Below are 22606 nucleotides of genomic sequence, written 5' to 3'. Positions count from 1 at the left end.
AACGTTGACGACATCGCAACGTTCGAAGGAATTTGACATGAGTATCTATGTAGTTGTGGGCGCCGGTCCGGTGGGGCTGGAAACCGCTCGCCTGCTTGGAGAAGCCGGACATGACGTTGTTCTCACAAGCCGAGGTGTCGGCTCCATTGATCTGAAGCACGTGCGCGCGGTCCAGGCAGATGCCACGGACGCCGACGCGCTTGCGCGGATTAGCCGGGGCGCGGACGCCATTTTCATGTGCGCCATGGCCGCCTATGACCGTTGGCCAACTGATTTTTTCCCGATCATGGATGGGGTCACGCGCGCAGCCAAGATGGTCAGCGCAAAACTGATCGTTCTGGGAAATCTCTATGGATACGGCGCAAATGCCAAGGGCCAGCTTCGCCCCGATCTGCCGCTTGATCCCACCTCGCGCAAGGGCACCGTTCGAACCATAATGTGGCAGCGAGCCCTTGGCGCCGGTGTTCCCACCATTGAGGTTCGTTCCAGCGATTACCTTGGGTACGGCGCAGTCACCTACTTCTCGATTTTGGCATTGCCCTCTCTGTTGGATGCGAGACCCGTTACCTTCCTGGGCAATCTTGATGCGGATCATGCCTGGACCTTCACGAAGGACGTGGCCAGAACACTTGTGGCTGCCTCATCCTATGCTGGAGAATGGGGCCGTGCATTTCACGTTCCGTCCCAGCATGCTTCGCCCCGGGTCATCATGCAGAAGACCTCGGCGATGCTGGGAAAAAAACTCCCGAAGTCAGCACCTACTCGCATGCCCAGATGGACGCGTTGGGGATGCACGAACTCGTGGAAATGAGCTACCTCTTCGAAAGTCCGTTGCTGGTCGATTCCTCCGATTCCGAGGCGATCCTCGGAGTGTCGGCACAGAGTGTCGATGTCATGATCGCCGACACGCTTCGCGAACATATCTAGTTGCCTGCCGGGCATGGCCGGCATGGTTGACCGGGGTTTAGGCTGCCGCGAGGTGGGCCAGCAGTGACGCGGCATCGGTGCCGGCCAAGCCAAGGTCGCGGACGCTGCTCATGTGGTTGGCCGCTGCAAGGATCGTGCGCGAGACATCCAGTCCTTGTTGCTCCAGGTGGTCCGCATAGATTGCGGCCTGGTTGTGGAAGGGGGGCGTTTCGTGGGCTCCGACCGAGATTTCGACAGCCACTGTCGGATCACAGGTTTTGCTGATTGGCGAGAACAGGCGGACCTCTTCGTCTGTGATCGCAATCTCGCTGGCAAGGAATGAGGTCTGCAATGGTTTCAGGTCGTAGAGGCCGCCAAGCAGCAGTGCGGCTCTAATGCCGGATGGCCGGCTATCGTCGTCAAAGAGCATTGTTGCCAGATGCGCTCCGGCTGAATGACCGCTAACGGTCAGCCGGCCGGGATCGCCCCCATAGTCCGCGATGTGGTCGGCTACCCACTGTCTGGCGCGGCGTACCTGGTCCACGATCGCCGCCATTCTAACGGCGGGCATCAGGGCGTAGTCGACAATGACCGCGATCGCACCTGCAGAGGTAACGGTCTCGGCGACATAGGAATAGTCGCGTTTGGAGAACATCCTCCAGTAGCCACCGTGGATGAACATGTGCACCGGCAGGCGCTCGCGTTTGCCTTTCGGGAAGAACAGATCAACGGTTTCAGTTGCATCAGGTCCGTAGGCTACGTCGGCGACCATGGGTATGTTCGCCCTGCTTTCTGTGCTGCGGCGAACAATCTCGGCGACGATGGTGTCGAACTCGGCCACGTGATCGCGAATGCGGAACGGATCTTTTTGCATCGTATCTGCTCAGATGGTCACGGCGATGTACTTCGCCTCCATGAACTCGGCAACGCCGTGCTTCTGCCCACCTTCGCGGCCCAGTCCGCTCTGCTTGACCCCGCCAAAGGGCGCCGCAGGATCCGACATCAGGCCGCGGTTCAGGGCGATCATGCCCGACTCGATCTTCGATGCCACACGCATTCCCCTGGCCAGGTCGCGCGTATAGATGTAGGCGGCGAGACCGTATTCGGTGTCGTTGGCCTTTGCGATCACTTCCGCCTCGCTGTCGAAGCGCAGAAGCGGAGCCACCGGACCGAATATCTCCTCGTGCGCCATGACGGCGTCAGGCGACACGTCGCGAAGCACTGTCGGCGGGTAGAAGTAGCCCTTGCCTTCGGGGATCGCCCCTCCGCACAGAACCTTGGCGCCACGGGCAACTGCGTCCTGGACGAGCCGATCGATCTTGTCCACTGCCTTCCTGGTGATCATAGGGCCGCATTCGGTTTCCGAGTCTGTGCCAGGGCCTACTTGGAGAGCAGCCATGCGTTTGCGCAATCCATCCGCGAAAGCATCATGGATGCCGGCCTGGACGTAAAGCCGGTTGGCGGCGGTGCAGGCTTCGCCGGCATTGCGCATCTTGGCAACCATCGCACCGTCGAGCGCTGCCTCCAGGTCGGCGTCGTCGAACACAACGAACGGTGCGTTGCCGCCAAGTTCCATCGAACAGGAGATGACGTGTTTTGCGGCTTCGGCCAGGAGCACGCGGCCGATGCCTGTCGAGCCGGTGAATGACAGTTTTCTCACTCTTGGGTCGGCAAGCATGGCGGCCGTCACCGGCCCGGGGCTTGAGGTCGTCAGGACGTTGACGACGCCAGGCGGCACGCCTGCTTCCTCATAGAGGGCTGCAAGCGCGTAGGCCGTCAGCGGCGTCTCGCTGGCGGGCTTCAAGATCACGGTGCAGCCTGCCGCGAGCGCCGGCGCGATCTTGCGTGTCGCCATGGCGGCGGGGAAATTCCATGGCGTGATAAGCACGCAAATGCCGATGGGCTGATAGTCGACGACGATCCGGTTCGCGCCCGAGGGGGCGAGACCGAACTCGCCGCTGATGCGGACAGCCTCCTCGGCGTTCCAGCGAAAAAATTCCGCCGCGTAGGCGACTTCGCCGCGCGCATCGCGCAGTGCCTTGCCGTTTTCCAGCGAGATCAGCGCTGCCAGCGTGTCCGCCCGTTCGGTCATCAGTTCGAAGCAACGCCGCAGGATTTCCGAACGCCTGCGTGGCGGGGTTTCGCGCCAACCGGCCGCTGCCTCCGCAGCCGCGTCGACGGCGAGGGCAGCATCGGCGAGCGTGGCGTCGGGAACCGCCGCGATCACCGCCTCGGTCGATGGATCGATCACTTCGATCACACGGCCATCCGACGACGGCTGCCAGCGGCCACCAATGTAGAGACCGTGCGAAAACGTGGCGTAGTCGGACATACTTTCATCCTCGTCGAATATGTCTGCGGAAATGTTCATTGGACCAGCTCCTGTCGCATCGTGGCTGCAGACATATCGCCGTCGTAAGCGGCTCTGATCAGTCGTCGCATCGCGGTGAGGTCGAAGGGGCGGGGATTGTTCTTGATCAGCCGGTCGATGCCGAGCGCCTGCTCGGCCGTCCAGTCGATCTTGTCCTCGGGAAGACCAAGTTCAGCCAATGTCGGCGTGATGCCGATGGCACCGAACAGCCGGCTCACCTCGCTTATGGTGGCATGCGCCAGCGCATCAGGTCCGCTGCTGCTCCGATCGGACAGGCCGAGGGCGGTGCCGACTTCAGCAATTTCCGGGGCCGCTGCCGCAAGATTGTATGTCATCACATAAGGCATCATGGTGGCAACGCCGAGCCCATGCGGCGTGTGGGTGATCGCGCCGACGGGATACTGCACCGCATGAGCGGCAGCCGTTCCAGCCGTGCCGAAGGCGCAGCCGGCGGCCAGCGCCCCCATCATGACGTCGGCGCGTGCATTTTCGTCCGATCCGTCGCGATATGCCTTTTCCAGACTGCGGCCCAGCAATCTGATGGCCAGAAGCGCGAAATGGTCGGTCAGAGCGCTCTTGCCGACGAACACATGCTGCTGCGGCAAATTTGGATCAGTGCCGCGCTTAGCCGCTGTGAAGGCTTCGATTGCATGCGTCAGCGCGTCGGCGCCGGCGATCGCCGTCAGGGAACGTGGACATGTGGCCGTGAGATCCGGATCGCAGAGTGCCACCGCGGCAATGAGATGAGGACTCGAGATGCCGACTTTCAGCGTTCGCTCCGGATCGGATATCACGGCGACGGGGGTCACCTCCGAGCCGGTGCCAGCCGTTGTCGGCACAGCGATCACGGGAAGGGTAGGGCCCGGCACCTTGAACTCGCCATAGTAGTCCTGAAGCCTGCCGCCATGGCTAAGCAAAAGCGCAGCGCATTTTGCCATGTCGAGGCAGCTGCCGCCGCCGATCCCGATGACCATGTCCGGCTTGTAATCCATCGCCTCCGTGATGCAGGCGGCGACGCTATCGCGGGGAACATCCGGCAGCGTTCGGTCGTAGACCAGCGTCTCCACCGCGGCGGCGCGCAGGCCAGCAAGAATCTCGGCGAACTCAGCTGTCGTGGCGAAACGCTCATCAGTGCAGACGAACGCACGCCGTCCATACTTGGCGGCAACGGCGGGCAGCACATGGCGCTGGCCTTTGCCGAACAGGATCTCGCGCGGCAGGCGCACGGCTGCGAACAACGTCATGGACAGAATCCTTCGAAGAGAGGTTGAAAACTGAATGAATTGGGGCAGAGACCCGCCCCGATCTCGAAGTCGTCGTTCAAAGCGCGAGCGCGCCTGCCGGACGCCCCGAAACCGGGGACGATGCCTGGGTGCGCGAGATCTGCTCTCGCGGCGCCTTGAGTTGGTATCACGGATATCCCCTATAAAATCGTATAGGATATAGTATTGAATTAGCCGGAGCATCATGTTAGTGGGTGCTCCTGTCAAGAGGTAAACCATGCAGAACCCCGACCTGACGGTTGACAATGAAGCCCGCCTGAGTGGCCGCATTCAGCGTGCCAACAGCCTGGCTGGCGACGTGTACGAGGCGATCTTCGGGCAATTGATGTCACTGCGGATTGCTCCGGGATCGCGCATCACCGTCGATAATCTCGTCAAGGAATTCAACGTCTCGCATACCCCCATTCGCGAAGCGCTTGGCCGGCTGGAAGGCGAGGGGCTGGTGGTCAAGACCCACCTGATCGGCTTTCGGGCCGCACCGCAGATCACCCGCCGCCGCTTTGACGAGCTCTATGAGCTGCGTCTTCTGCTCGAGCCCGCCGCGGCAGCCAAGGCCACCGCAACGCTCGATGACGAGCGTCTAGCCGTGCTGCAGGAGGCCGCAGGCGTCATGGCCCGGCGTGTGGGGAAGGATGAGCGCCTGCGCTATTCGAACTTCGCCCGCCAAGATGCGATCTTCCACGACAAGATTGTGGAGTTCGCTCAGAACGAGCTCATTCGCGAGACCCTGAATCACCAGCATACCCACTTCCACATCTTCCGCCTGATGTACCACTCGCGAGTGACCGAAGAGGCGCTCGACGAGCACGAGGCAATTCTCGCTGCCTTTTCCGCGGGTGACCCGGACGCCGCCGAAAAAGCGATGCGTGTGCACATTGAGAATTCCCGGGACCGGCTCCTGCCTGCGTTCGAGTAGCCGTTGCGATGTCCCTTGCCATGCGATTTGAGACAGATACCGGCACCTTGCCGGCACGGCCTGAACGGCAAGCTGAACCCGTGCTGCGCGCCGAGGGCCTTTCAAGGAAATACGGCCCGGTCACAGTACTGTCGGATGTGACGCTGGATATCCTGCCAGGCGAGATCCACGCGATCATCGGGGAGAACGGCGCGGGCAAGTCGACGTTCATGCGACTGCTGTCCGGCTACATCGAGCCGACCCAAGGCATGCTGTCCATGGCCGGAAATCGGGTGCGCTTCACCAAGCCTGATCAGGCTCAGGCAGCCGGCATTGCGCTCGTTCACCAGGAAATCCTGCTGGCCGAAGCACTCACCGTTACCGACAACCTTTTCCTCGGCCGAGAACTCACGAGGGGCGGCCTTGTCGACGACAAGGGCATGCGTCGTATCGCGGTGGCGAAACTGGCTGAGATCGGCTGCGCGGTGTCGCCAACCGCATTGGTGCGAGACATCTCACTGGCCGACCGCCAGCTCGTCCAGATCGCCCGTGCTTTGCTCGACGAGCATCGCCTCGTCATCTTTGACGAACCGACAGCGGTGCTGACCGGGGAGGAAGTCGAGCGCCTGCTTGCCATCATCTTGGGCCTCAAGTCGCGCGGCATTGCCGTCCTCTATATCAGCCACCGCCTCGACGAGGTTCAGCGGCTGGCAGACAAGGTGACTATCTTGCGTGACGGCAAGATGGTGGGCACCTACCCGGGGCATTCATTGAGCCAGTTCGACATGGCGCGGCTCATGGTGGGCCGTGATCTCGCCGCGCTCTATCCGCAGAAGCGCGCAGTGCGGACGAACCAGCCAATGCTGAGCGTGCGGAACGCAAGGGTGCCCGGCTACGTCCAGGACGTGTCCTTCACCGTTCACAAGGGCGAGATCCTCGGCTTTGCCGGGATGATCGGGGCAGGGCGGACCGAGCTCTTCGAAGGCATCCTGGGTTTGCGGCCGGCGAATGCGGCCATCGAGCTGAACGGTTCCCCAGTGCATATTCGTTCGCAGCGGGAAGCCATGGATGCCGGCATCGGCTACCTGACGGAGGACCGCAAGGGCAAGGGTCTGCTCCTGCAGGAAGAGTTGGCGCCGAACCTCACTCTATCCGCGCTTGCCCGCTTTCATCCCGGTCTCATGGTTCGACGGCGCTCCGAGGCGCAGGCGCTGGCGCAAGCCGTTTCCAGCTACGACATCCGGGTGAAGAGCCTGAATGTCAAAGCCGGACAGCTTTCAGGCGGCAATCAGCAGAAGCTGCTTCTGGCCAAGGTCCTGCTGACCGAACCTTCAGTCGTCGTCATCGATGAGCCGACGCGCGGCATCGATATCGCCAACAAGGCCCAGATCTACGCCTTCATCCAGGAATTGGTCGACCAGGGCAAAGCCTGCGTCGTCATCTCCTCGGAGATGCAGGAGTTGGTCGGCATCTGCGATCGCATCCTGGTGATGCGCGAGGGCAGGATCAGCGGCGAGGTATCGGGTGAGGCGATGACCGAGAGCAACATCGCGCTGCTTGCGACCAGCGAGAGGGGTCACGACGTTGCCCCCGGAGGAAAACCGTGACCGCACTGACAAGTTCCACGCCAGCCCGCACCGAACGACAATACCATGTCTCATGGGCCGATGCCGGACCCTTCCTCGCGCTCGTTGCACTGCTGGTCATCGGGTTTCTGGTCAATCCGGATTTCCTCTCGGCGACCAATCTCGGCAACGTCGTCACGCGCAGCGCCTACGTCGCGATCATCGCCGTTGGCGCGACGTTCGTGATTTCCTCCGGCGGCCTCGACCTCTCCGTCGGTTCGATGGTCGCCTTCATCGCGGGCATTACGATCATGTTCATGAACATGATGGCGCCGAGCCTCGGTCTGTGGGCAATCCCCGCGGGTATGGCGATGGCGGTCGCCGCAGGTCTGCTATGCGGACTGGCGAACGGTCTGATCGTCACCGTCGGGAGGATCGAGCCGTTCATTGCCACGCTCGGCACGATGGGCATTTTTCGGGCACTGATCACCTATATGACGAATGGCGGCACGATCCCCATCGATCGATCGCTGCGGGAGGCCTACAGGCCGGTCTATTTCGGCACCCTCGCCGGCATTCCTGTTCCGATCCTGATTTCGGCCGTTGTGGCATCGATCGGCGCCTTCGTACTCTACAAGACCAAATACGGCCGCAAATGCGCGGCTGTCGGCGCCAATGAGGACGTCGCCCGCTATTCGGGCATCTCGGTCATCAAGACGCGTACCATCGCCTTCGTCATCCAGGGCGTGTGCGTCGCCGTCGCCGCCATCTGTTACGTGCCACGGCTTGGAGCGGCGACCCCGACCACCGGAGTGCTGTGGGAGCTGCAGGTGATAACCGCGGTGGTTATCGGCGGGACCGCTCTTCGCGGCGGCAAAGGCCACATTTGGGGAACGGTCGCAGGTGCGGTGATCCTCGAGCTCATCGCCAACCTGATGGTGCTGTCCGATTTCGTCTCCGAATACCTGGTCGCTGCGGTGCAGGGCGTCATCATCATCATCGCCATGCTTGTGCAGCGGTTTTCGAAATAACCCGTCCTCGGACCCGACGGGTGCCTTGTGTTGTCTGGTCCATATCTCTGGGAGGTAGTTGATGTTTAGTAGAAAATGGGTCGCGGCCGCGGCAGCTGGCGCGCTGTTGTTGGCCGGCCAGGCGCTTGCAGCCGACAAGAGGGTGGTGGCGGTCTCGATCCCAGCGGCGGATCATGGCTGGACGGCTGGAATCGTCTACCACGCACAGGCTGCCGCCAAGGAAATCAACGCGGCGTTTCCCGATGTCGAGGTGGTCGTCAAGACCTCGCCATCGGCGGCCGAGCAGGTGAGCGCGCTGGAGGATTTGTCCGCCAGCCGCAAGCTCGATGCCCTGGTCATCCTGCCATACACGTCCGAGGAACTGACCCAGCCGGTCAAGGCCATCAAGGACATGGGAACGTTCATCACCGTCGTCGATCGGGGCCTGACCGATGCCTCGATCCAGGACCTCTACCTCGCCGGCGACAATATCGCGGTGGGCACCAACACAGCGAAGTTCATGATCGACAAGCTGGGCGGCAAGGGTGACCTTGTCGTGCTGCGCGGCATTCCGACCGTCATCGACGACGAGCGCATTAAGGGCTTCGAGGATACGATCAAGGGCACCGGCCTGAAGGTACTCGACATTCAATATGCCCATTGGAACAGCGATGAAGCCTTCAAGCTCATGCAGGACTACCTGGCCAAGTATCCGCATATCGACGCGGTCTGGGCCAACGATGACGACATGCTGCTCGGCGTGCTGGAGGCCGTGAAGCAGTCGGGCCGGACGGACATCAAGCTGGCGCTCGGCGGCAACGGCATGAAGGATATCGTCAAGAAAGTGATCGACGGCGATGCAATGACGCCGGTCGAGACGCCATACCCGCCGTCGATGATCAAGACGGCAATCTACATGACCGTCGCCAATCTGATTGGCCAGGCGCCGGTCCGCGGCACGGTCAAGCTTGACGCTCCGCTGATCACCCAGGCCAACGCCAAGGAATACTACTTCCCCGACTCCCCGTTCTGATCCCGACTTCGAGCCCTTAAGGGCAAGACGCGGGGTGCGCCTTGCCCATCACAAACACCGAGAGGAAAGAGCCATGCCAGGCAAAAAAATCCTGATGCTGACAGGTGAGTTCACCGAGGAATATGAAATCTTCGTCTACCAGCAGGCGATGGAGGCCGTCGGCCACACTGTCCATGTCGTCTGCCCCGACAAAAACGCCGGCGACTTGATCAAAACGTCGCTGCACGACTTCGAAGGCGACCAGACCTACACGGAAAAACCCGGTCACAATGCACTGATCAACAAGACTTTTTCCGAGGCCGAGAAGCAGCTTGATCAGTATCATGCGGTCTACTGCGCCGGCGGGCGCGGACCGGAATACATCCGCACCGACAAGCGCGTGCAGGCGATGGTCCGCCACTTCCACGAGGCGAAGAAGCCGATATTTACGATCTGCCACGGCGTCCAGATCCTGGTTGCCGTGGACGGCGTCGTCCGCGGCAAGAAGGTCGGCGCGCTAGGGGCTTGCGAGCCGGAGGTGACGCTTGCTGGCGGCACCTACATCGATCTCTCTCCGACCGATGCCTATGTGGATGGGACGATGGTTTCGGCCAAAGGTTGGACGGCGCTTGCAGCCTTCATCCGCGAATGCCTGAAGGTGCTGGGAACGGAAATACGCCACACGTGAGCTTGGCCCGACGCATTCCTCAGGGGATGCGTCGGTTCCCTCGATGGGCCACGTCGTGGGCCGTCATGAACCCGCCGGGCGCGTTCGCCAATCATGTTCCTGTCTGAACCCCAGGACCTCGCGCAGCTTTCGATTTGAGATTGGCCCCTCGAACACGCCCATGGAGCGAGTAATCGGCGTGTCGGGCGCGTGCTTCTTGAGAAACTCTGCCGTTGGTGTGTCCGAGACGATGTTGTCGTTGACGGCGTTGAATACCTGGAACCCCAAACCGTCCTTCTCGATGCACAAATGCACGATCTGGCCCAGGTCGCGCGCGTCCATATAGGTCCAGCCGTCGCGCCGCCGCTTTGAGGGTTCGGCCAGGAACTCCGGAAACCGGGCGTAGTCCTGCGGTTCGACAACGCCGCCGATCCTCAGAGCGTAGATATCGCTCCCTGTGCGGGTAGCGAAGGAGCGCGCGATCTTCTCGCCGAGGACTTTTGAAAGGCCATAGCTGTCGGTCGGATCGGTGTCGTAGTCCTCTTCCACCGGAAACGATGTGAAGTCGCGTTCGCCTTCGGCAAAGCACACGCCATAGACCGTTTCGCTGGAAGCTGTGACGATCTTGCGGATGCCGAGTTTGGTGGCGGCCTCGATCACATTGTAGGTCGACTGCACATTGGCGGCGAACATGGCGTTGTCCGGCCGCAGGAATATCCGCGGGATCGCTGCGAAATGGACCACGGCGTCGACCGGGCCGCGGCCCTTTCCGCCGAAATATTCCTTGAAGCCGAAATGCAGCGTCAGCGCATTATAGGTCTCGCCGGCATCCGCAAGGTTGGTGATCACAGTCTCCACCCCAGGCACATCGAGAGGTGTGAGGTCGAGGTTCAGAACCTGATGCCCACGTTCGAGCAGATAGGGTATGACGTGGCGGCCGATCTTGCCGCTGCCACCGGTGAAAACGATCCGCTTGCCCATGGTTTCCTCCCAACGGACCTTATGCGTCGAGCGGCAGAAACTCGGCCAGAAGGCATTTCCGCCCGGTCACACATTATCCGGTCAGCGCCTATTCAAAGATGCCATAACCAGGCACGGCGTATTTGTGCACGCCGTCCATGTTGAGCTCGACACCGATGCCGGGCGTGTCGGGTATGACGATGTGGCCATCCTCGACGATCGACCTGGCGCCATCCGGCAGGCGCACATAGCTATCCCACGCTTCCCGCTCCTCGAGGGCATGCCACTCCAGCACGAGGAAGTTCGGCACGCTCGCGCACACATGGCATGTCGCCATCGTGCCAAGCGGTGTCGACACAAGATGCGGTGCGAATGGCACATAATACATTTCAGCGAGGTTCGCGATCTTGCGGCTTTCGGCAAGGCCGCCGCATTTCGGCACGTCGGGCATGATGATGTCGGCGCCATAATTCTGGAACAGCTCGCGGAAACCCCAGCGCAGGTAGAGATTTTCGCCGACGCAGATTGGCGTCTTGGTTCGCATGCGGACCTGTTTCAGGGCCTCGACGTTCTCAGCCGGAATTGGCTCTTCCAGCCACAAAAGGTTGAACCGCTCCATCTCCGACGCTATGCGGCTGGCGCTGAGTACGTCGTAGCGCGCGTGCAGGTCGATGCAGAGATCGACGTCAGGACCGATCGCGTCGCGCACCGCCGCAACGCGCTCCACCATTGAGCGGAGCTCGGCGCCGTTGATGGTGTGGTTCACCGCATCGAACTTTGCCGGATGGCGCACGTTGTCGATGTCGAATTTCACCGCCGTGAAGCCCTCGGCCACTATGCGGCGGGCGCGCGTTGCGCACCCCTGCGGCGATCCCGCTTCGTCATCACCGTGGCCGCAATCGGCATAAAGCCTTATCCGGTCGCGGAACTTGCCGCCGAACATGCGATAGAGCGGCTGCCCCGCCGCCTTCGCCGCCACGTCCCACAGCGCCATTTCAAGCCCGGTCAGCGCGATGAGAAAGACGCCGGCCTGCGCACCGGAAAAGACATGGTCGCGACGGATCTTGTCCCAGCAATATTCGACGTTGCGGGGATCCTGGCCAATGAGTTCCGACTTCAATTCCGAAATAAGTCCGACGATCGCGGCCGCGCCCGCGTCGGGATTTGCCTCGCCATAGCCGGAGATACCGGCGTCGGTATCGATACGGATCAGGGTCGCCTTGCCGTGATAGGCGACGACCGCCGTCTTGATGTCCACGATCTTCATCGAAGCTCCTCCCGAGGGTGACTCACCCATACCTGTGCACTCACCTTGCGGGTAAGGCCTCAACTTGTCCGATGAGCATATAAGAAGAGAAGATGAAACGTAAACCCCTTTTTCCGACCGTTTTGCCGAATGTGTTTTTGGCTGTTGCGCCGGCGCAGGACGGTTTAACGGCCCGGATGGTGGAAATTTCTATCTCCGATCAAAAATAAGCGGCAGGTCACGATTTACTTGTCAGACGAGCATATAAGTCTATAAATGTCGAGGCAAACTGGGCGACGTGCCAAGACGGGCATGCCGCCGATCAGGAGGAGCAAATGCAACAGCGACAGTTAGGATCGTCGTCGGTCAAGGTATCCAAGATTGGCCTGGGTACCTGGGGTATGTCGGGCGCGTTCTGGGGCGCGGCCAATGACAAGGAATCGATACGGGTGATTCAACGCGCCATGGAACTCGGCATTACCTTGATCGACACGGCCGAAGCCTATGGGCATGGCCATGCCGAGCAGGTTGTCGGCAAGGCGCTCGCCGGCAACCGGGAAAAAGCGGTGATCGCGACCAAGGTTGCCCCGAACCATCTCGAACCCGCGGCGCTCGAGGCGGCGCTCGACGGCTCGCTGAGACGGATGCAGACGGACTATGTGGACATCTATTTCGTCCACTGGCCGAACGCGGACTTCCCGATTGGCCCGACCATGGAAATGATGGAACAGCTGCGGTCATCCGGGCGGATCAAGGCGGTCGGCGTTTCCAATTTCAGCACTGCTGAAATGAACAGCGCACGCCAGTATGGCGTCATCGACGTGCTCCAGCCTCCCTACAACATGCTGTGGCGCGAGGTTGAGGCGGAAACTCTGCCCTATTGCCGCAAGCACAATATCGGCGTCATGCCCTACAGTGGTCTTGCCCAGGGGCTGCTTACCGGCCTGCTCTCGCCGGATACCAAGTTCGTCGAGGGAGACGAGCGGCGCACCACCGTGCTGTTCCAGCCGGGCACCTACGAGCGAGCCGTCGCCGCTGTCGACGCCCTCAAGCCGATTGCGGCCAACTACGGCAAGACGGTGCCACAGCTTGCGATCCAGTGGCTTACCAGCAGGCCAGGCGTGAGTTCGCCGCTGGTCGGCGCACGTACTGTCAGGGAACTTGAGGAAAACATCGAGAGCGTAGGCTGGACGATTTCCGACGCGGACGTCGCCGCCATCGACAAGCATACCACGCCTATCTGGGCGGAAATCAAGGACAAGGGCGATATGTTTGGTTTTCGCGCCCGGCAGCGCCAGGAGCGGGAAGCGAAAAGGGCTTAAAGCGCGCCGCGTTGAAAGAATTCAGGCGATGCGCTTTTGCATGTCGTTGCCCCAAGACCGGGCCCAGTTCTGGGCGACATGCATTGAATCCGGCCGTGTCCTCCCAACACGCCACGGCGCGGCCAGTGCGTTTGCTGGCCGCGCCGCACCAGGGATGGTCAAACGGCTAATCCTTATACGGTAACCCGACGGCGGTGGTTGCCTTCAGGTGCCGGCGCATTGCTTCTTCCGCACGTTTTGCGTCGCGCGCAACGAGTGCCTCATAGATTGCCCTGTGATCTTCCGTCGCGAAGGACAGGGCATGAGGCATCAGATTGCTGACGCGCCGGCTCGCCGCCTGCCACCATCGCGACGAGTACATGAAGCGGTCGAGGATCCTGTTTTGGGTAGACCGGCAAATCTCCATGTGGAAGTCGAGGTCTAGCTTCAGATAGGCATCCGGATTGTCCTCGGTCGCGGACATGGCTGCCAGCAGTATGCCAAGACGCTCAAGGTTTTCCTTCGTCATATGCTTGGCAGCGATGGCGGCAATGGCAGGTTCGATGATAATTCGCGTCGCGTGTGCTTCCGCCAGCAGTTGCCGGATCTGCTCGGGCGGCAGCCAGTCGATGAGCAATGGACTGAGATAGTCCCATTCCTCGGCCGGACGCAGCACCACGCGCCGTCCCTGTGCGATCTCGATCATGTCGAGGGAAGCCAGAATCTTCAACGCTTCGCGCGCCACGGCGCGCGATACCCCGAATTCTTGCAGGATCTGTTGCTCCGACGGTCCTTGGCCCCCGGAAACACCGTCGGTGGCGATGCGACGCGCGAGCACGCCTGCCACCTGCTTGGGCAAAGTTTGAAGCTTGACCTCCATGGCATCCATCATTAACATCCACTTGTCTGATAAGCTTATAGGCAGATGGCTAGATATGCAGTCAACTATCTCATAAAAATGCTCACTAGCCTATAACTCGTGCCGCGGGAAGGGAGGATTGGACGTTGGAGATTTCCAACCCCGGCGTTCGCCACCCGAGATGAGGATCGATATACTGTCGCTGAACGCGGCGGTCATCGTTGCTCAATCGTCCAGCGGGCTCGCAAGGGTCGCCTGGTTTCCGTGAGGAGAAATGTATGCGCGTAGCAAAGCGCGCCGGAACAAACGGAACACCGGAAGACCGACAAGAGAATGACAGAATCTCCGCCAGAAGCCGGCGAGGGCCATAGGCCCACTGCAGGGCAAAGGTGGTGTCTGCACGGGAGTGATCCAGACAGTCTCCTGGCGGGAGGAGCAAGCCGCCGCGGACTTTGACGGGAATGCTGAACGTCGTCGCTCGACCCAAAGGGCCGACCAATCATGATCAAGGAGGAAATTGTGATGTCCGGAAACTTATCGAGACGCAAATTCCTGGTGGCTGGCGCCACGGTGGCGGCAGGATCGCTCGCCGCGCCATGGATCGCCAGGGCGCAGGCCAACGAGATTACGGCGCTGCTGATCACGGGCGGCCCGCTCTATCCCAAATATTGGGAGAAGATTGTCCAGGATTTCACGGCGAAGACCGGCGTCAAGGTCCGCTATGATCTGCTGGAATTCACGCCGCTGACATCGAAGGTCGTCACGTTGAGCGCCGCGCGATCGAGCCAATATGACGTCTACAGCACCCACACGGCGCAGATTGACTCCTACTTCAGCCATTTTGCGCCGCTGAACAGCTATTTCAGCGAGTCCGAATTGGCGGATTTCTATCCCGTCGCGGTCAAATATCTGCGCGATCCCAAAAACGGCAATCTGGCGGCTATTCCGCGCAACATGGATGCGCGCGTTCAATATTACCGCAGCGACATCTACCAGGAGAAAGGCCTGAAGCCGGCCGAGACCTGGGAAGAACTCGTCGACGTCGGCCTGAAACTCACCGGCAATGGCCATTACGGGTTGGTTGTCCCGGGGCAGGGCGATCCGGCCCAGCGTACCTTCAGCGATCTGCTGTGGCAGGCCGGCGGGGATTGGGTCGATCAGGCCAACAAACCTGCCTTCAATTCCGAAGCCGGGATCAAGGCCCTCACATTCTACCGTGACCTCGTCCAGAAACACAAAATCGTCCCCCCGGATGCCGTCGGCTATCAGTGGAACGAAAATTCGACTGAATTCTCGTCTGGAACGGTCTACGCCAATTTTGACTGGCCGGGCGCTTTCGCCACTCTCTCCAATCCGGACACCTCCCGCGTTGTCGGCAAGTGGTCGAGCGCGCCCTATGTACGGGACAAAGCGGCAATTTCCTGCGCCATCTCGCACGCCATGGCCCTCAACGGCCAGTCGGGGCGCAAGGATCCCGCGGTCGAGTTCATCAAGTATACGGTCGGCCCTGAGGCGCAGCGCCTGCAGTTCGACGAGTTCACCAACTTCCCCAGCAGTCAGGCGATCGCCAAGGAGGTGATCGCGGCGGCGAAAGGCCCGCAGGCCGCATGGCTGCAGCAGCTAGAGACGACGATCGCGAACGGCAAGGAATGGCCCAAGCTGCCTGGCTTCTCAAAAGTCTGCACCTTGATGTTCTCGGCCATCGAACAGGCGCTCACCGACCAGGTTTCGCCAAGCGATTCGCTCAATCAGGCGGCCGTGGAAGCGGAAGACGCTATGCGTCGGGCCGGAGCCTACGACTGAGGATGTCGTCCATCCCGCAGGGCCGGGTGTCGGGGCGTCGGCGGCGTTCGCCGCTGCCCTACACCTGGCAGAAGGGGTACCTTCTGGCCGGCCCGGCTTTCGTCGTTATGCTCGCCATCTTCGTCTATCCCCTGGGGTACTCGTTTCTCATGAGTTTCTTCCGGTGGGATCTGAGCGGCTCCGCGCCGTTCATCGGGACAGGAAACTACACGGACGAGCTGTTTGGCCGGCAGTTCAACCAGGCCCTTCGAAACCAGATCATCTTCAGCGTCGTCTCGATTACGGTCGAGGTGGTGGCTGGAATGGCGATCGCGGTGCTGGTCAACGGAGAATTGCGGGGCATGCGGCTCGCCCGCACATTGCTGTTGGTGCCACCGATGATCGCTCCCGCCGTCGTCGGCCTCAATTTTCGGTGGCTTTTCAATACGCAATACGGTCTTGTTGATGCATTGCTGCGCATGTTCAACCTGCCCAGCATTCCCTGGCTCAGTGACCCGACCTGGGCCCTGGTCTCGGTCATTATCGCTGATGTCTGGCAGAACACGCCGCTGATGGTGCTGCTGTTCCTGGCCGGCCTGCAATCCTTGCCCCAGGAGCCGCTCGAAGCCGCGACGGTGGACGGCGCCGGGCCGTGGCAGCGCTTCTGGCACATTGTTCTGCCGTTGATGCGTCCGGTCATCATGATCGCGTTGATGCTGCGTATCATAGACACGTTCCGAACCTTCGACGTCGTCTGGCTGATGACGCAGGGCGGGCCGGGGGGCGCTTCCAACCTGCTTACCGTCTACGCCTACCTGCTGGCATTCCAGGCCGTGGATTTCGGGCACGCGGCGGCGGTTTCCTACATTGCTCTGGGGATGTCCCTGGTCGTGCTCGGCCTGCTCTACGGAGTGCCGTGGCTGATCGCAAAGCGGAGGGCCATCTGATGGACACTGCGGCCGTGAGCACGCATCGCAAGCCAACACGCCGCCGCCGCCGGTTCACAGCCGGCGTTGCCGGACGCTACCTCGCTCTCATCCTGACCATCGCCTTTACCATTTTTCCGTTGGTGTGGCTGTTCCTGACGTCGATCCGCAGCTCGGCCGACATCTTCTCCGTGCCGGTCCACATCATTCCCGTGACCGCGACGTTGACGCAATACGTGTCGGTTTTCCGCGAATATGACACCATGGATTATGTCTGGAACACGGTCATCGTATCGTTCGTGACCGTCATTTTGGTCCATTTGCTGGCCATCCCCTGCGCCTATGCCCTGTCGAGCTTCAGGATGCCGGGCGTCATGCTGATCTTCGGCCTGCTCTTGATCATGCGGATGATCCCGGTCATCGCGCTCGCCATCCCGCTCTTCGCCGTGTTCGCGGCAATCGGCCTCCTGGATTCGGTCTGGGCGCTGATCCTCGCCCATACGGCTGCCAAACTGCCTGTCGCCATCTGGCTTCTGCTGGGCTTCATCCAGGATGTCCCGAGAGAGATCGAGGAAGCTGCCCAGTCAGACGGCGCCGGCACGATGCGCACGCTGGTCCAGATTGTCACGCCGCTGATCGCGCCTGGCATCGGGGCCAGTGCGGTGATCACCTTCCTTTTCACCTGGAACGATTTACTGCTCGCACTGACCCTGACGTCGAGCAAGTCCGCGCAGACCCTGCCGGTCGGGCTCACCAATTTCGTTTCGCAGTTCGGCATCAACTGGGGCGCCATGTCAGCTGCCGGCGTTCTCATGGTCATCCCGACTTTGGTGTTTGTCTGGTTTGCCCAAGGGCTGTTGGTCAAAGGCCTGACCACCGGTGCGGTCCGTGGCTGAGCGGCGGGCAAGGGAGCAATGCGCTCGATGCTTTCGATGACAGTTGGTTAGGCGAGTGAGACCGGCGCGGTGGATAAAAGTGGTGCTGCGCTAAGGGAGGACGACGAGTGGAAGCGGACCAAATACCGGCGATATCAGACATTTCCCGGCCACCGAGGCAATTGGTCGATGCGCTTGCAGCGATCGGTTCGGCGACACTGGCCAGTGAGCTCTATCATAAGATGGGAATTCGTGATCCGCACATCCGGGGCCCGCGGCCGTTGAGGCCCGGCCGCACGGCGGCAGGCCCGGCTCTCACGCTCCAATGCATGCCGAAGCGCGAAGATCTCTATAACGAAACAGAGTATGAGGACCCGGAGCGACAGCTCCACCGTCACGTTCTCTACCCCACGCAGCCGGGCGACATGGTTGTCGTCGATGCGCGCGGCGATCTGGGCAGCGGCATCTTCGGCGAGATGATGCTCACCTATTTCGCAGGTCGCGGCGGGGCCGGGGTGGTCGTCGACGGCTGCATCCGCGATTCTGCCCAGGCCGCGGCCCTGGATATCGGTATCTGGGTGAGGGGGGCGACGCCGAATTTCCACGCCCAGACCAACATTGTCCCCTTCGCCGTCAACGTCCCCATCGCCTGCTCGAATGTGCTCGTCATACCCGGCGACATCATAGTGGCTGACGACGACGGCGTGGTCGTCGTGCCGATCGCACTTGCGCCCAAGCTGGTCGCGCTTGCCGGCGAGCATATCGAGTGGGAAGAATTTACCCGCGCGCGCTTGGCCGAAGGAGGGGATTTGCGGAAATACTACCCGTTGAGCCCGGAGGGCGAGACCGAATACCGCGCATGGCGGCACGCTCAGCGAAAATGAGCAGGGCCTGCACGGGAGGAAAATAGATGTCCGCAATCCAGATAGAGCAGCTCGGCAAGAGCTTCGGCGCCGTGGAAGTTCTTCGCGACGTGAACATTGAAATCGCCAGCGGCGAGTTCGTGGTCCTTGTCGGTCCCTCGGGCTGCGGCAAGTCAACTCTGCTGCGGATGATCGCCGGCCTGGAAGAACAGACGACGGGCGAGATCCGCATAGGCGGGCGCGTCGTCGACGAGATGCCCGCCAAGTCGCGCGACATCGCGATGGTCTTCCAGAGCTACGCGCTCTATCCGCATATGAGCGTGGCCGACAATATGAGCTTCGCCCTTCGACTGGCCAAGGTCCCAAGGGAAGAGATCGTCTCGAGGGTGAAGGCAGCCGCCGAAATCCTCGGCTTGCAGGATCTGCTGCGTCGTATGCCGCGCCAGCTGTCTGGCGGCCAGCGCCAGCGTGTCGCCATGGGCCGCGCGATCGTGCGCGACCCGGCAGCCTTCCTGTTTGACGAGCCGCTCAGCAATCTCGATGCAAAGTTGCGCGTCAAGATGCGTGCCGAGATCAAGAAGCTGCACCAACGGCTCGGGCGCACCAGCATCTACGTCACGCACGACCAGACCGAGGCGATGACGCTTGCCGACCGGATAGTGGTGCTGAACCGAGGCCAGGTTGAGCAGATCGGTACCCCTTCCGAGCTCTACGAGAACCCTGCCAACCTTTTCGTTGCGAGCTTTATCGGCTCACCGGAAATGAACCTGATCAAGGGCCGAATTGACAATGGCGCATTCGCCGCCGAGCAGGGCCTGCGCTTGCCCTTGGCCGATGGCGCTCGGATCAGTGACAGGGAAGGGGTGGTATACGGGATTCGCCCACAGCACATCACGGTCGGCGGCACCCACGCAAAGGCAACGGTTCAGGTGGTGGAACCGACCGGCGAGGCCCAGGAACTTACCTTAAATGCGAATGGCGTCGATCTTATTGCCGAAATCCGGGAACAGCCACTGTTCAAACCTGATCAAGAGGTGAAGTTGGAGATAATGGTGCATAAGGTGCACCTGTTCGACGCCCAGAGCGGCACCAGGATAAACTAGAGCGCTTGTGCGATCGGAACGTCTTGCCAGGCGTTGGTGTCCATCCCATCGAATACAATCAGCGAACGCATCAATGTTTCCCTTGCCGAAGCCAGATGGGCTCGGCAGACCCGCTCAATCCGCTCGGAATCGCGGCTTTCGAGCGCATCGATATAGGCGAGATGCTCCAGGATCGCCGCCTGGTTACGCTGTTTTTCGTCATGCTTGTTCCACTGATAGTGGTAGTGGAAAATGAAGCTGATGATATCGTAGAAATCGTCGATGAAGCGGTTCGGCGAAGCCTCGTTTATGAGCCGGTGGAACCGGTTGTCGAGACTGGAGAAGTCGTGAAAGCGGCTTTCAATCTGCTTCAGCAGTTCGGTATGCGAGCTTTTGAGCACGCCCAGCTTCTCCCACAGCGGAGACGTGTCGGGCTGTCGTGAAAACAGATGCGCCGAGCGTAGCTCGAACATCACCCGGATCTCGAACAGCTCAAGTGCGAAATCTTCCGTAAAGCCCTTGAAAAGCCAGCCCGTATTCGGCCTCTTCTCGAGCAGTCCAAACCGGCTGAAGCGTATCAGGAACTCACGAATTCCGTTGGTCGCCACGCCGAACTGACGCGCAAGCTCCAGTTCGTTGATGCTGGTACCAGGTCTGGTGTCACCCCGCAGCATCCATTCCATGAACTGCTGTTCCACATGCTTGGCCCGCGAGGTGGTTTCGGCGTCGGGATAGTAATCGCTATCCTCGACCGCACGGCCTGCCGTCCTGACACCGCTGCGCTCGGCGATGAGGTCGCGGTGGGCAAGTTCTCCCAAGACCTTTCGGACAGTCGTGCGGCTGACTCCCATTTTCCGTCGAAGCTCATTTTCGGAAGGGAGCTCTCCGGTCAGTTGTCCGTCGCGCAGCATACTGGCGACGCGATTGAAAGCCTTCTTGTAGACAGTGTCGGTTCGCATCGGATCTTCCTCTGAGCAAGACCTTGTCCTTTCTACCATGAACTTTATCCATAAAAAACAACTTGACCAAGTCATGCAGGTTGTTTTTTATCGATAAGAGGGAACTAAAATACAGCATGAGTTTTTGACGGCGCGGCTTGCACAGGCCGCGGCGGGGAGGGAACTTTGCCTGAAACGCGAAACACCGGCACCACTGTCGGCGACGCGGCATTGCCAGCACCCAAGAAGCAAGAAGCCGTCCCCGGCCTCGCGCTTGGCCTGGCCCTGCTGAGCGCCGGTCCGGTCGTCATCCTGGTGTTGCTGATCGTCGTTCTCAGTTTTCTGTCCCCCTATTTCCTGACTGGACGCAACCTTAGCAACATCCTCGCCCAGACCGCCGTCATCTCGGTGGTGGCGATGGGCCAGCATCTGGTCATTCTGACACGAGGGATCGACCTCTCCGTCGGCTCGAACCTGGCACTGGCTTCCGTCGTCGGCGCGCTCAGCTTTCATGCCGGCGCTCCCGCCTTCGTCGTGATCGCGGTGATGGTTGGCTGCGGGGCGGCGGTCGGCACCATCAACGGGCTCTTCTACGTCTTCGGCCGGTTGCCGCATCCTTTCATCATCACGCTGGCGACATTAAGCATCGCCAAGGGGCTGGCGCTCCAGCTGGCCGAAGGGCGCGCCATCCCTGGAATGCCGGATGCCATCGATGCGCTTGGCCGCGAGGCGGTCTGGGGCCTGCCTGGATCGGTTTTTGTGGTTGCGGGCGTTGCCGCGGTGCTTTTCGTCATGGCCAAAACGATGGTCTGGGGGCGCTGGATTTATGCCGTCGGCGGCCGGCCCGACGCTGCCGTGCGCATGGGCATTCCGGTGTCCTGGGTCCTGGTTTCGGTCTATGTGATCTCGGGTCTGTGCGCCGGCATCGGTGCGGTCATCCTTGCCGGCCGCACCGATGCCGGTTCGCCCTTGTTCGGCAATCTGCTGGAACTGGATACGATCGCGGCGGTGATCATAGGCGGTGCCAGTTTTCTCGGCGGCCGCGGACATCTTGGCCATGCCTTGATTGGCGCCATCATGATCGGCGTCATCCGCAACGCGCTCAACCTGCTCAACGTCAACGTCTTCTTCCAGCTCATCGTCATCGGCGTGGTCATCGTCATCGCGGTCGAGGCCGACGTGCTGCGCAACTATCTCGAAGGCCGCGTGCGGGTCATGCAGGCCGGGAGGCAGTCATGAGCGCCGTTGCGGCCAGCGTCGATCCTTCAGCCTCCGCGGATCATCCCGTCCTGGCGGTGCGCGGCGCTACCAAGCGTTTCGGCTCAGTCGTGGCGCTGGACGATGTCAGCATCGAGGTCCGACGCGGCGAGATCCTCGGGCTTCTCGGCGACAACGGCGCTGGCAAGTCGACGTTGACCAAATGCATCAGCGGGGTGCACCAACTCGATGCCGGCGCGATCCTTCTGGACGGTGCGCCAACGCAGATGCGCTCCCCTGCGGACGCGCGCTTCGCCGGCATCGAGACCGTCTATCAGGATCTGGCGCTTTTCGACAATCTGACGCCGGGACAGAACTTCTTTGCCGGCCGCGAGTTGGCCGGGCCGCGATGGCTTCCTCGCGGCATGCGATTTCTCCAACAGCGCAGGATGGATGCCGAAACGCGCATTCTGCTCGCCAATCTGAAGGTCACGTTGCCAAGGCTGGACGCCGTCGTCGCCATGATGTCGGGCGGTCAAAGGCAAGCCATCGCCGTGGCCCGGTCGACCGTGTTTGCCCGCAAGGTTGTGATCCTGGACGAACCGACCGCCGCACTTGGCCTGCGTGAATCGCGGCAAGTGTTGAACCTGGTCGCGACGCTGCGTGACCAGGGCAACGCCGTCATCCTGATCACCCACAACATGGAACACGTCACTGAGCTTGCCGACCGCGCCGTGGTGCTTCGCCAGGGCCGCAAGGTCGGCGAACTGGTGCCGACCAAGGACAACAAGCAGGAGCTGGTCTCCATGATCGTTGGGGCCTGACTCGCTCGAAATTTGGGGACTGTTCCGGTCCGCAAATGCCTGAA

The 22606-nt window shown here is 61.1% G+C and carries 21 protein-coding genes; 14 read left to right on the top strand and 7 right to left on the bottom strand.

Annotated elements, in window-relative coordinates; all coding sequences use genetic code 11:
* Positions 1–37 precede the first annotated feature (37 nt).
* The gene (locus AC1D08_RS08120) at positions 38–811 is read left to right on the top strand and encodes an NAD-dependent epimerase/dehydratase family protein (protein WP_477422922.1); all 774 of its coding nucleotides are present in this window, start codon (positions 38–40) and stop codon (positions 809–811) included.
* A 153-nt stretch (positions 812–964) separates the two neighbouring features.
* On the opposite strand, the gene AC1D08_RS08115 is transcribed toward AC1D08_RS08120, so the two are convergent.
* The 3 genes from AC1D08_RS08115 to AC1D08_RS08105 are packed head-to-tail and all read right to left on the bottom strand — an operon-like array spanning position 965 to position 4521.
* Complete coding sequence (locus AC1D08_RS08115; protein ID WP_477422920.1) at positions 965–1780, bottom strand: alpha/beta hydrolase; 816 nt, start codon at positions 1778–1780, stop codon at positions 965–967.
* 9 nt (positions 1781–1789) lie between these two features.
* Complete coding sequence (locus AC1D08_RS08110; RefSeq protein ID WP_457154532.1) at positions 1790–3277, bottom strand: NAD-dependent succinate-semialdehyde dehydrogenase; 1488 nt, start codon at positions 3275–3277, stop codon at positions 1790–1792.
* On the bottom strand, positions 3274–4521 hold the full coding sequence (locus tag AC1D08_RS08105; protein WP_457154533.1) for an iron-containing alcohol dehydrogenase: 1248 nt from the start codon (positions 4519–4521) through the stop codon (positions 3274–3276). The genes AC1D08_RS08110 and AC1D08_RS08105 overlap by 4 nt, the downstream gene beginning before the upstream one ends.
* A 256-nt stretch (positions 4522–4777) precedes the next feature.
* Here AC1D08_RS08105 and AC1D08_RS08100 point away from each other — a divergent pair, with 256 nt between their 5' ends.
* The 5 genes from AC1D08_RS08100 to AC1D08_RS08080 all read left to right on the top strand — a co-directional run bounded on the left by AC1D08_RS08100 (position 4778) and on the right by AC1D08_RS08080 (position 9730).
* A complete protein-coding gene (locus tag AC1D08_RS08100; RefSeq protein ID WP_095087567.1) occupies positions 4778–5476 on the top strand; it encodes a GntR family transcriptional regulator in 699 nt (232 codons plus the stop codon).
* 20 nt (positions 5477–5496) lie between these two features.
* Positions 5497–7062: a sugar ABC transporter ATP-binding protein gene (locus tag AC1D08_RS08095; RefSeq protein ID WP_477422918.1), complete on the top strand. Its 1566-nt coding sequence runs from the start codon at positions 5497–5499 to the stop codon at positions 7060–7062.
* Complete coding sequence (locus AC1D08_RS08090) at positions 7059–8051, top strand: ABC transporter permease (RefSeq protein WP_095087570.1); 993 nt, start codon at positions 7059–7061, stop codon at positions 8049–8051. Before AC1D08_RS08095 ends, AC1D08_RS08090 begins: the two co-directional genes overlap by 4 nt.
* Before the next feature lie 61 nt (positions 8052–8112).
* Entirely contained in the window at positions 8113–9063 is a 951-nt protein-coding gene (locus AC1D08_RS08085; protein ID WP_457154764.1) for a substrate-binding domain-containing protein, read from the top strand.
* A 73-nt stretch (positions 9064–9136) separates the two neighbouring features.
* Complete coding sequence (locus AC1D08_RS08080; protein WP_457154763.1) at positions 9137–9730, top strand: DJ-1/PfpI family protein; 594 nt, start codon at positions 9137–9139, stop codon at positions 9728–9730.
* A 63-nt stretch (positions 9731–9793) separates the two neighbouring features.
* Here AC1D08_RS08080 and AC1D08_RS08075 read toward each other — a convergent pair whose 3' ends face one another.
* Positions 9794–10690, bottom strand: a complete 897-nt coding sequence (locus AC1D08_RS08075) for an NAD-dependent epimerase/dehydratase family protein (RefSeq protein WP_477227450.1) — start codon at positions 10688–10690, stop codon at positions 9794–9796.
* Positions 10691–10778: 88 nt separating this feature from the next.
* On the bottom strand, positions 10779–11936 hold the full coding sequence (locus AC1D08_RS08070; RefSeq protein ID WP_477227449.1) for a mandelate racemase/muconate lactonizing enzyme family protein: 1158 nt from the start codon (positions 11934–11936) through the stop codon (positions 10779–10781).
* A 314-nt stretch (positions 11937–12250) separates the two neighbouring features.
* Between AC1D08_RS08070 and AC1D08_RS08065 the strand changes: the two genes are divergently transcribed.
* Positions 12251–13237, top strand: a complete 987-nt coding sequence (locus tag AC1D08_RS08065) for an aldo/keto reductase (RefSeq protein WP_477227448.1) — start codon at positions 12251–12253, stop codon at positions 13235–13237.
* A gap of 166 nt (positions 13238–13403) precedes the next feature.
* Here the strand turns inward: AC1D08_RS08065 and AC1D08_RS08060 are convergent, their stop codons facing one another.
* The gene (locus tag AC1D08_RS08060) at positions 13404–14105 is read right to left on the bottom strand and encodes a FadR/GntR family transcriptional regulator (protein WP_457155238.1); all 702 of its coding nucleotides are present in this window, start codon (positions 14103–14105) and stop codon (positions 13404–13406) included.
* A 492-nt stretch (positions 14106–14597) separates the two neighbouring features.
* On the opposite strand from AC1D08_RS08060, the gene AC1D08_RS08055 reads away from it, so the two are divergent.
* The 5 genes from AC1D08_RS08055 (at position 14598) to AC1D08_RS08035 (ending at position 19624) form a co-directional block, all read left to right on the top strand.
* Positions 14598–15878, top strand: coding sequence for an ABC transporter substrate-binding protein (locus AC1D08_RS08055; protein ID WP_457153698.1), 1281 nt, complete (start codon positions 14598–14600; stop codon positions 15876–15878).
* A gap of 2 nt (positions 15879–15880) precedes the next feature.
* Entirely contained in the window at positions 15881–16804 is a 924-nt protein-coding gene (locus tag AC1D08_RS08050) for a carbohydrate ABC transporter permease (RefSeq protein ID WP_457153697.1), read from the top strand.
* A complete protein-coding gene (locus tag AC1D08_RS08045) occupies positions 16804–17679 on the top strand; it encodes a carbohydrate ABC transporter permease (protein ID WP_457153696.1) in 876 nt (291 codons plus the stop codon). The genes AC1D08_RS08050 and AC1D08_RS08045 overlap by 1 nt, the downstream gene beginning before the upstream one ends.
* A 122-nt stretch (positions 17680–17801) precedes the next feature.
* On the top strand, positions 17802–18542 hold the full coding sequence (locus AC1D08_RS08040) for an RraA family protein (protein ID WP_457153699.1): 741 nt from the start codon (positions 17802–17804) through the stop codon (positions 18540–18542).
* 26 nt (positions 18543–18568) lie between these two features.
* Complete coding sequence (locus tag AC1D08_RS08035; RefSeq protein ID WP_457153695.1) at positions 18569–19624, top strand: ABC transporter ATP-binding protein; 1056 nt, start codon at positions 18569–18571, stop codon at positions 19622–19624.
* Here AC1D08_RS08035 and AC1D08_RS08030 read toward each other — a convergent pair.
* On the bottom strand, positions 19621–20562 hold the full coding sequence (locus AC1D08_RS08030; RefSeq protein ID WP_477227548.1) for a GntR family transcriptional regulator: 942 nt from the start codon (positions 20560–20562) through the stop codon (positions 19621–19623). The genes AC1D08_RS08035 and AC1D08_RS08030 overlap by 4 nt on opposite strands.
* A gap of 165 nt (positions 20563–20727) precedes the next feature.
* On the opposite strand from AC1D08_RS08030, the gene AC1D08_RS08025 reads away from it, so the two are divergent.
* Both AC1D08_RS08025 and AC1D08_RS08020 read left to right on the top strand, forming a co-directional pair.
* On the top strand, positions 20728–21780 hold the full coding sequence (locus tag AC1D08_RS08025) for an ABC transporter permease (RefSeq protein WP_457154371.1): 1053 nt from the start codon (positions 20728–20730) through the stop codon (positions 21778–21780).
* The gene (locus AC1D08_RS08020) at positions 21777–22562 is read left to right on the top strand and encodes an ATP-binding cassette domain-containing protein (RefSeq protein ID WP_457154370.1); all 786 of its coding nucleotides are present in this window, start codon (positions 21777–21779) and stop codon (positions 22560–22562) included. Before AC1D08_RS08025 ends, AC1D08_RS08020 begins: the two co-directional genes overlap by 4 nt.
* Positions 22563–22606: the final 44 nt, after the last annotated feature.

The sequence above is a fragment of the Mesorhizobium sp. P2_E6 genome, assembly GCF_056403835.1.
The sequence above is the reverse complement of the archived record's forward strand: the minus strand, read 5'-3'. Positions and strand labels throughout refer to the sequence as shown.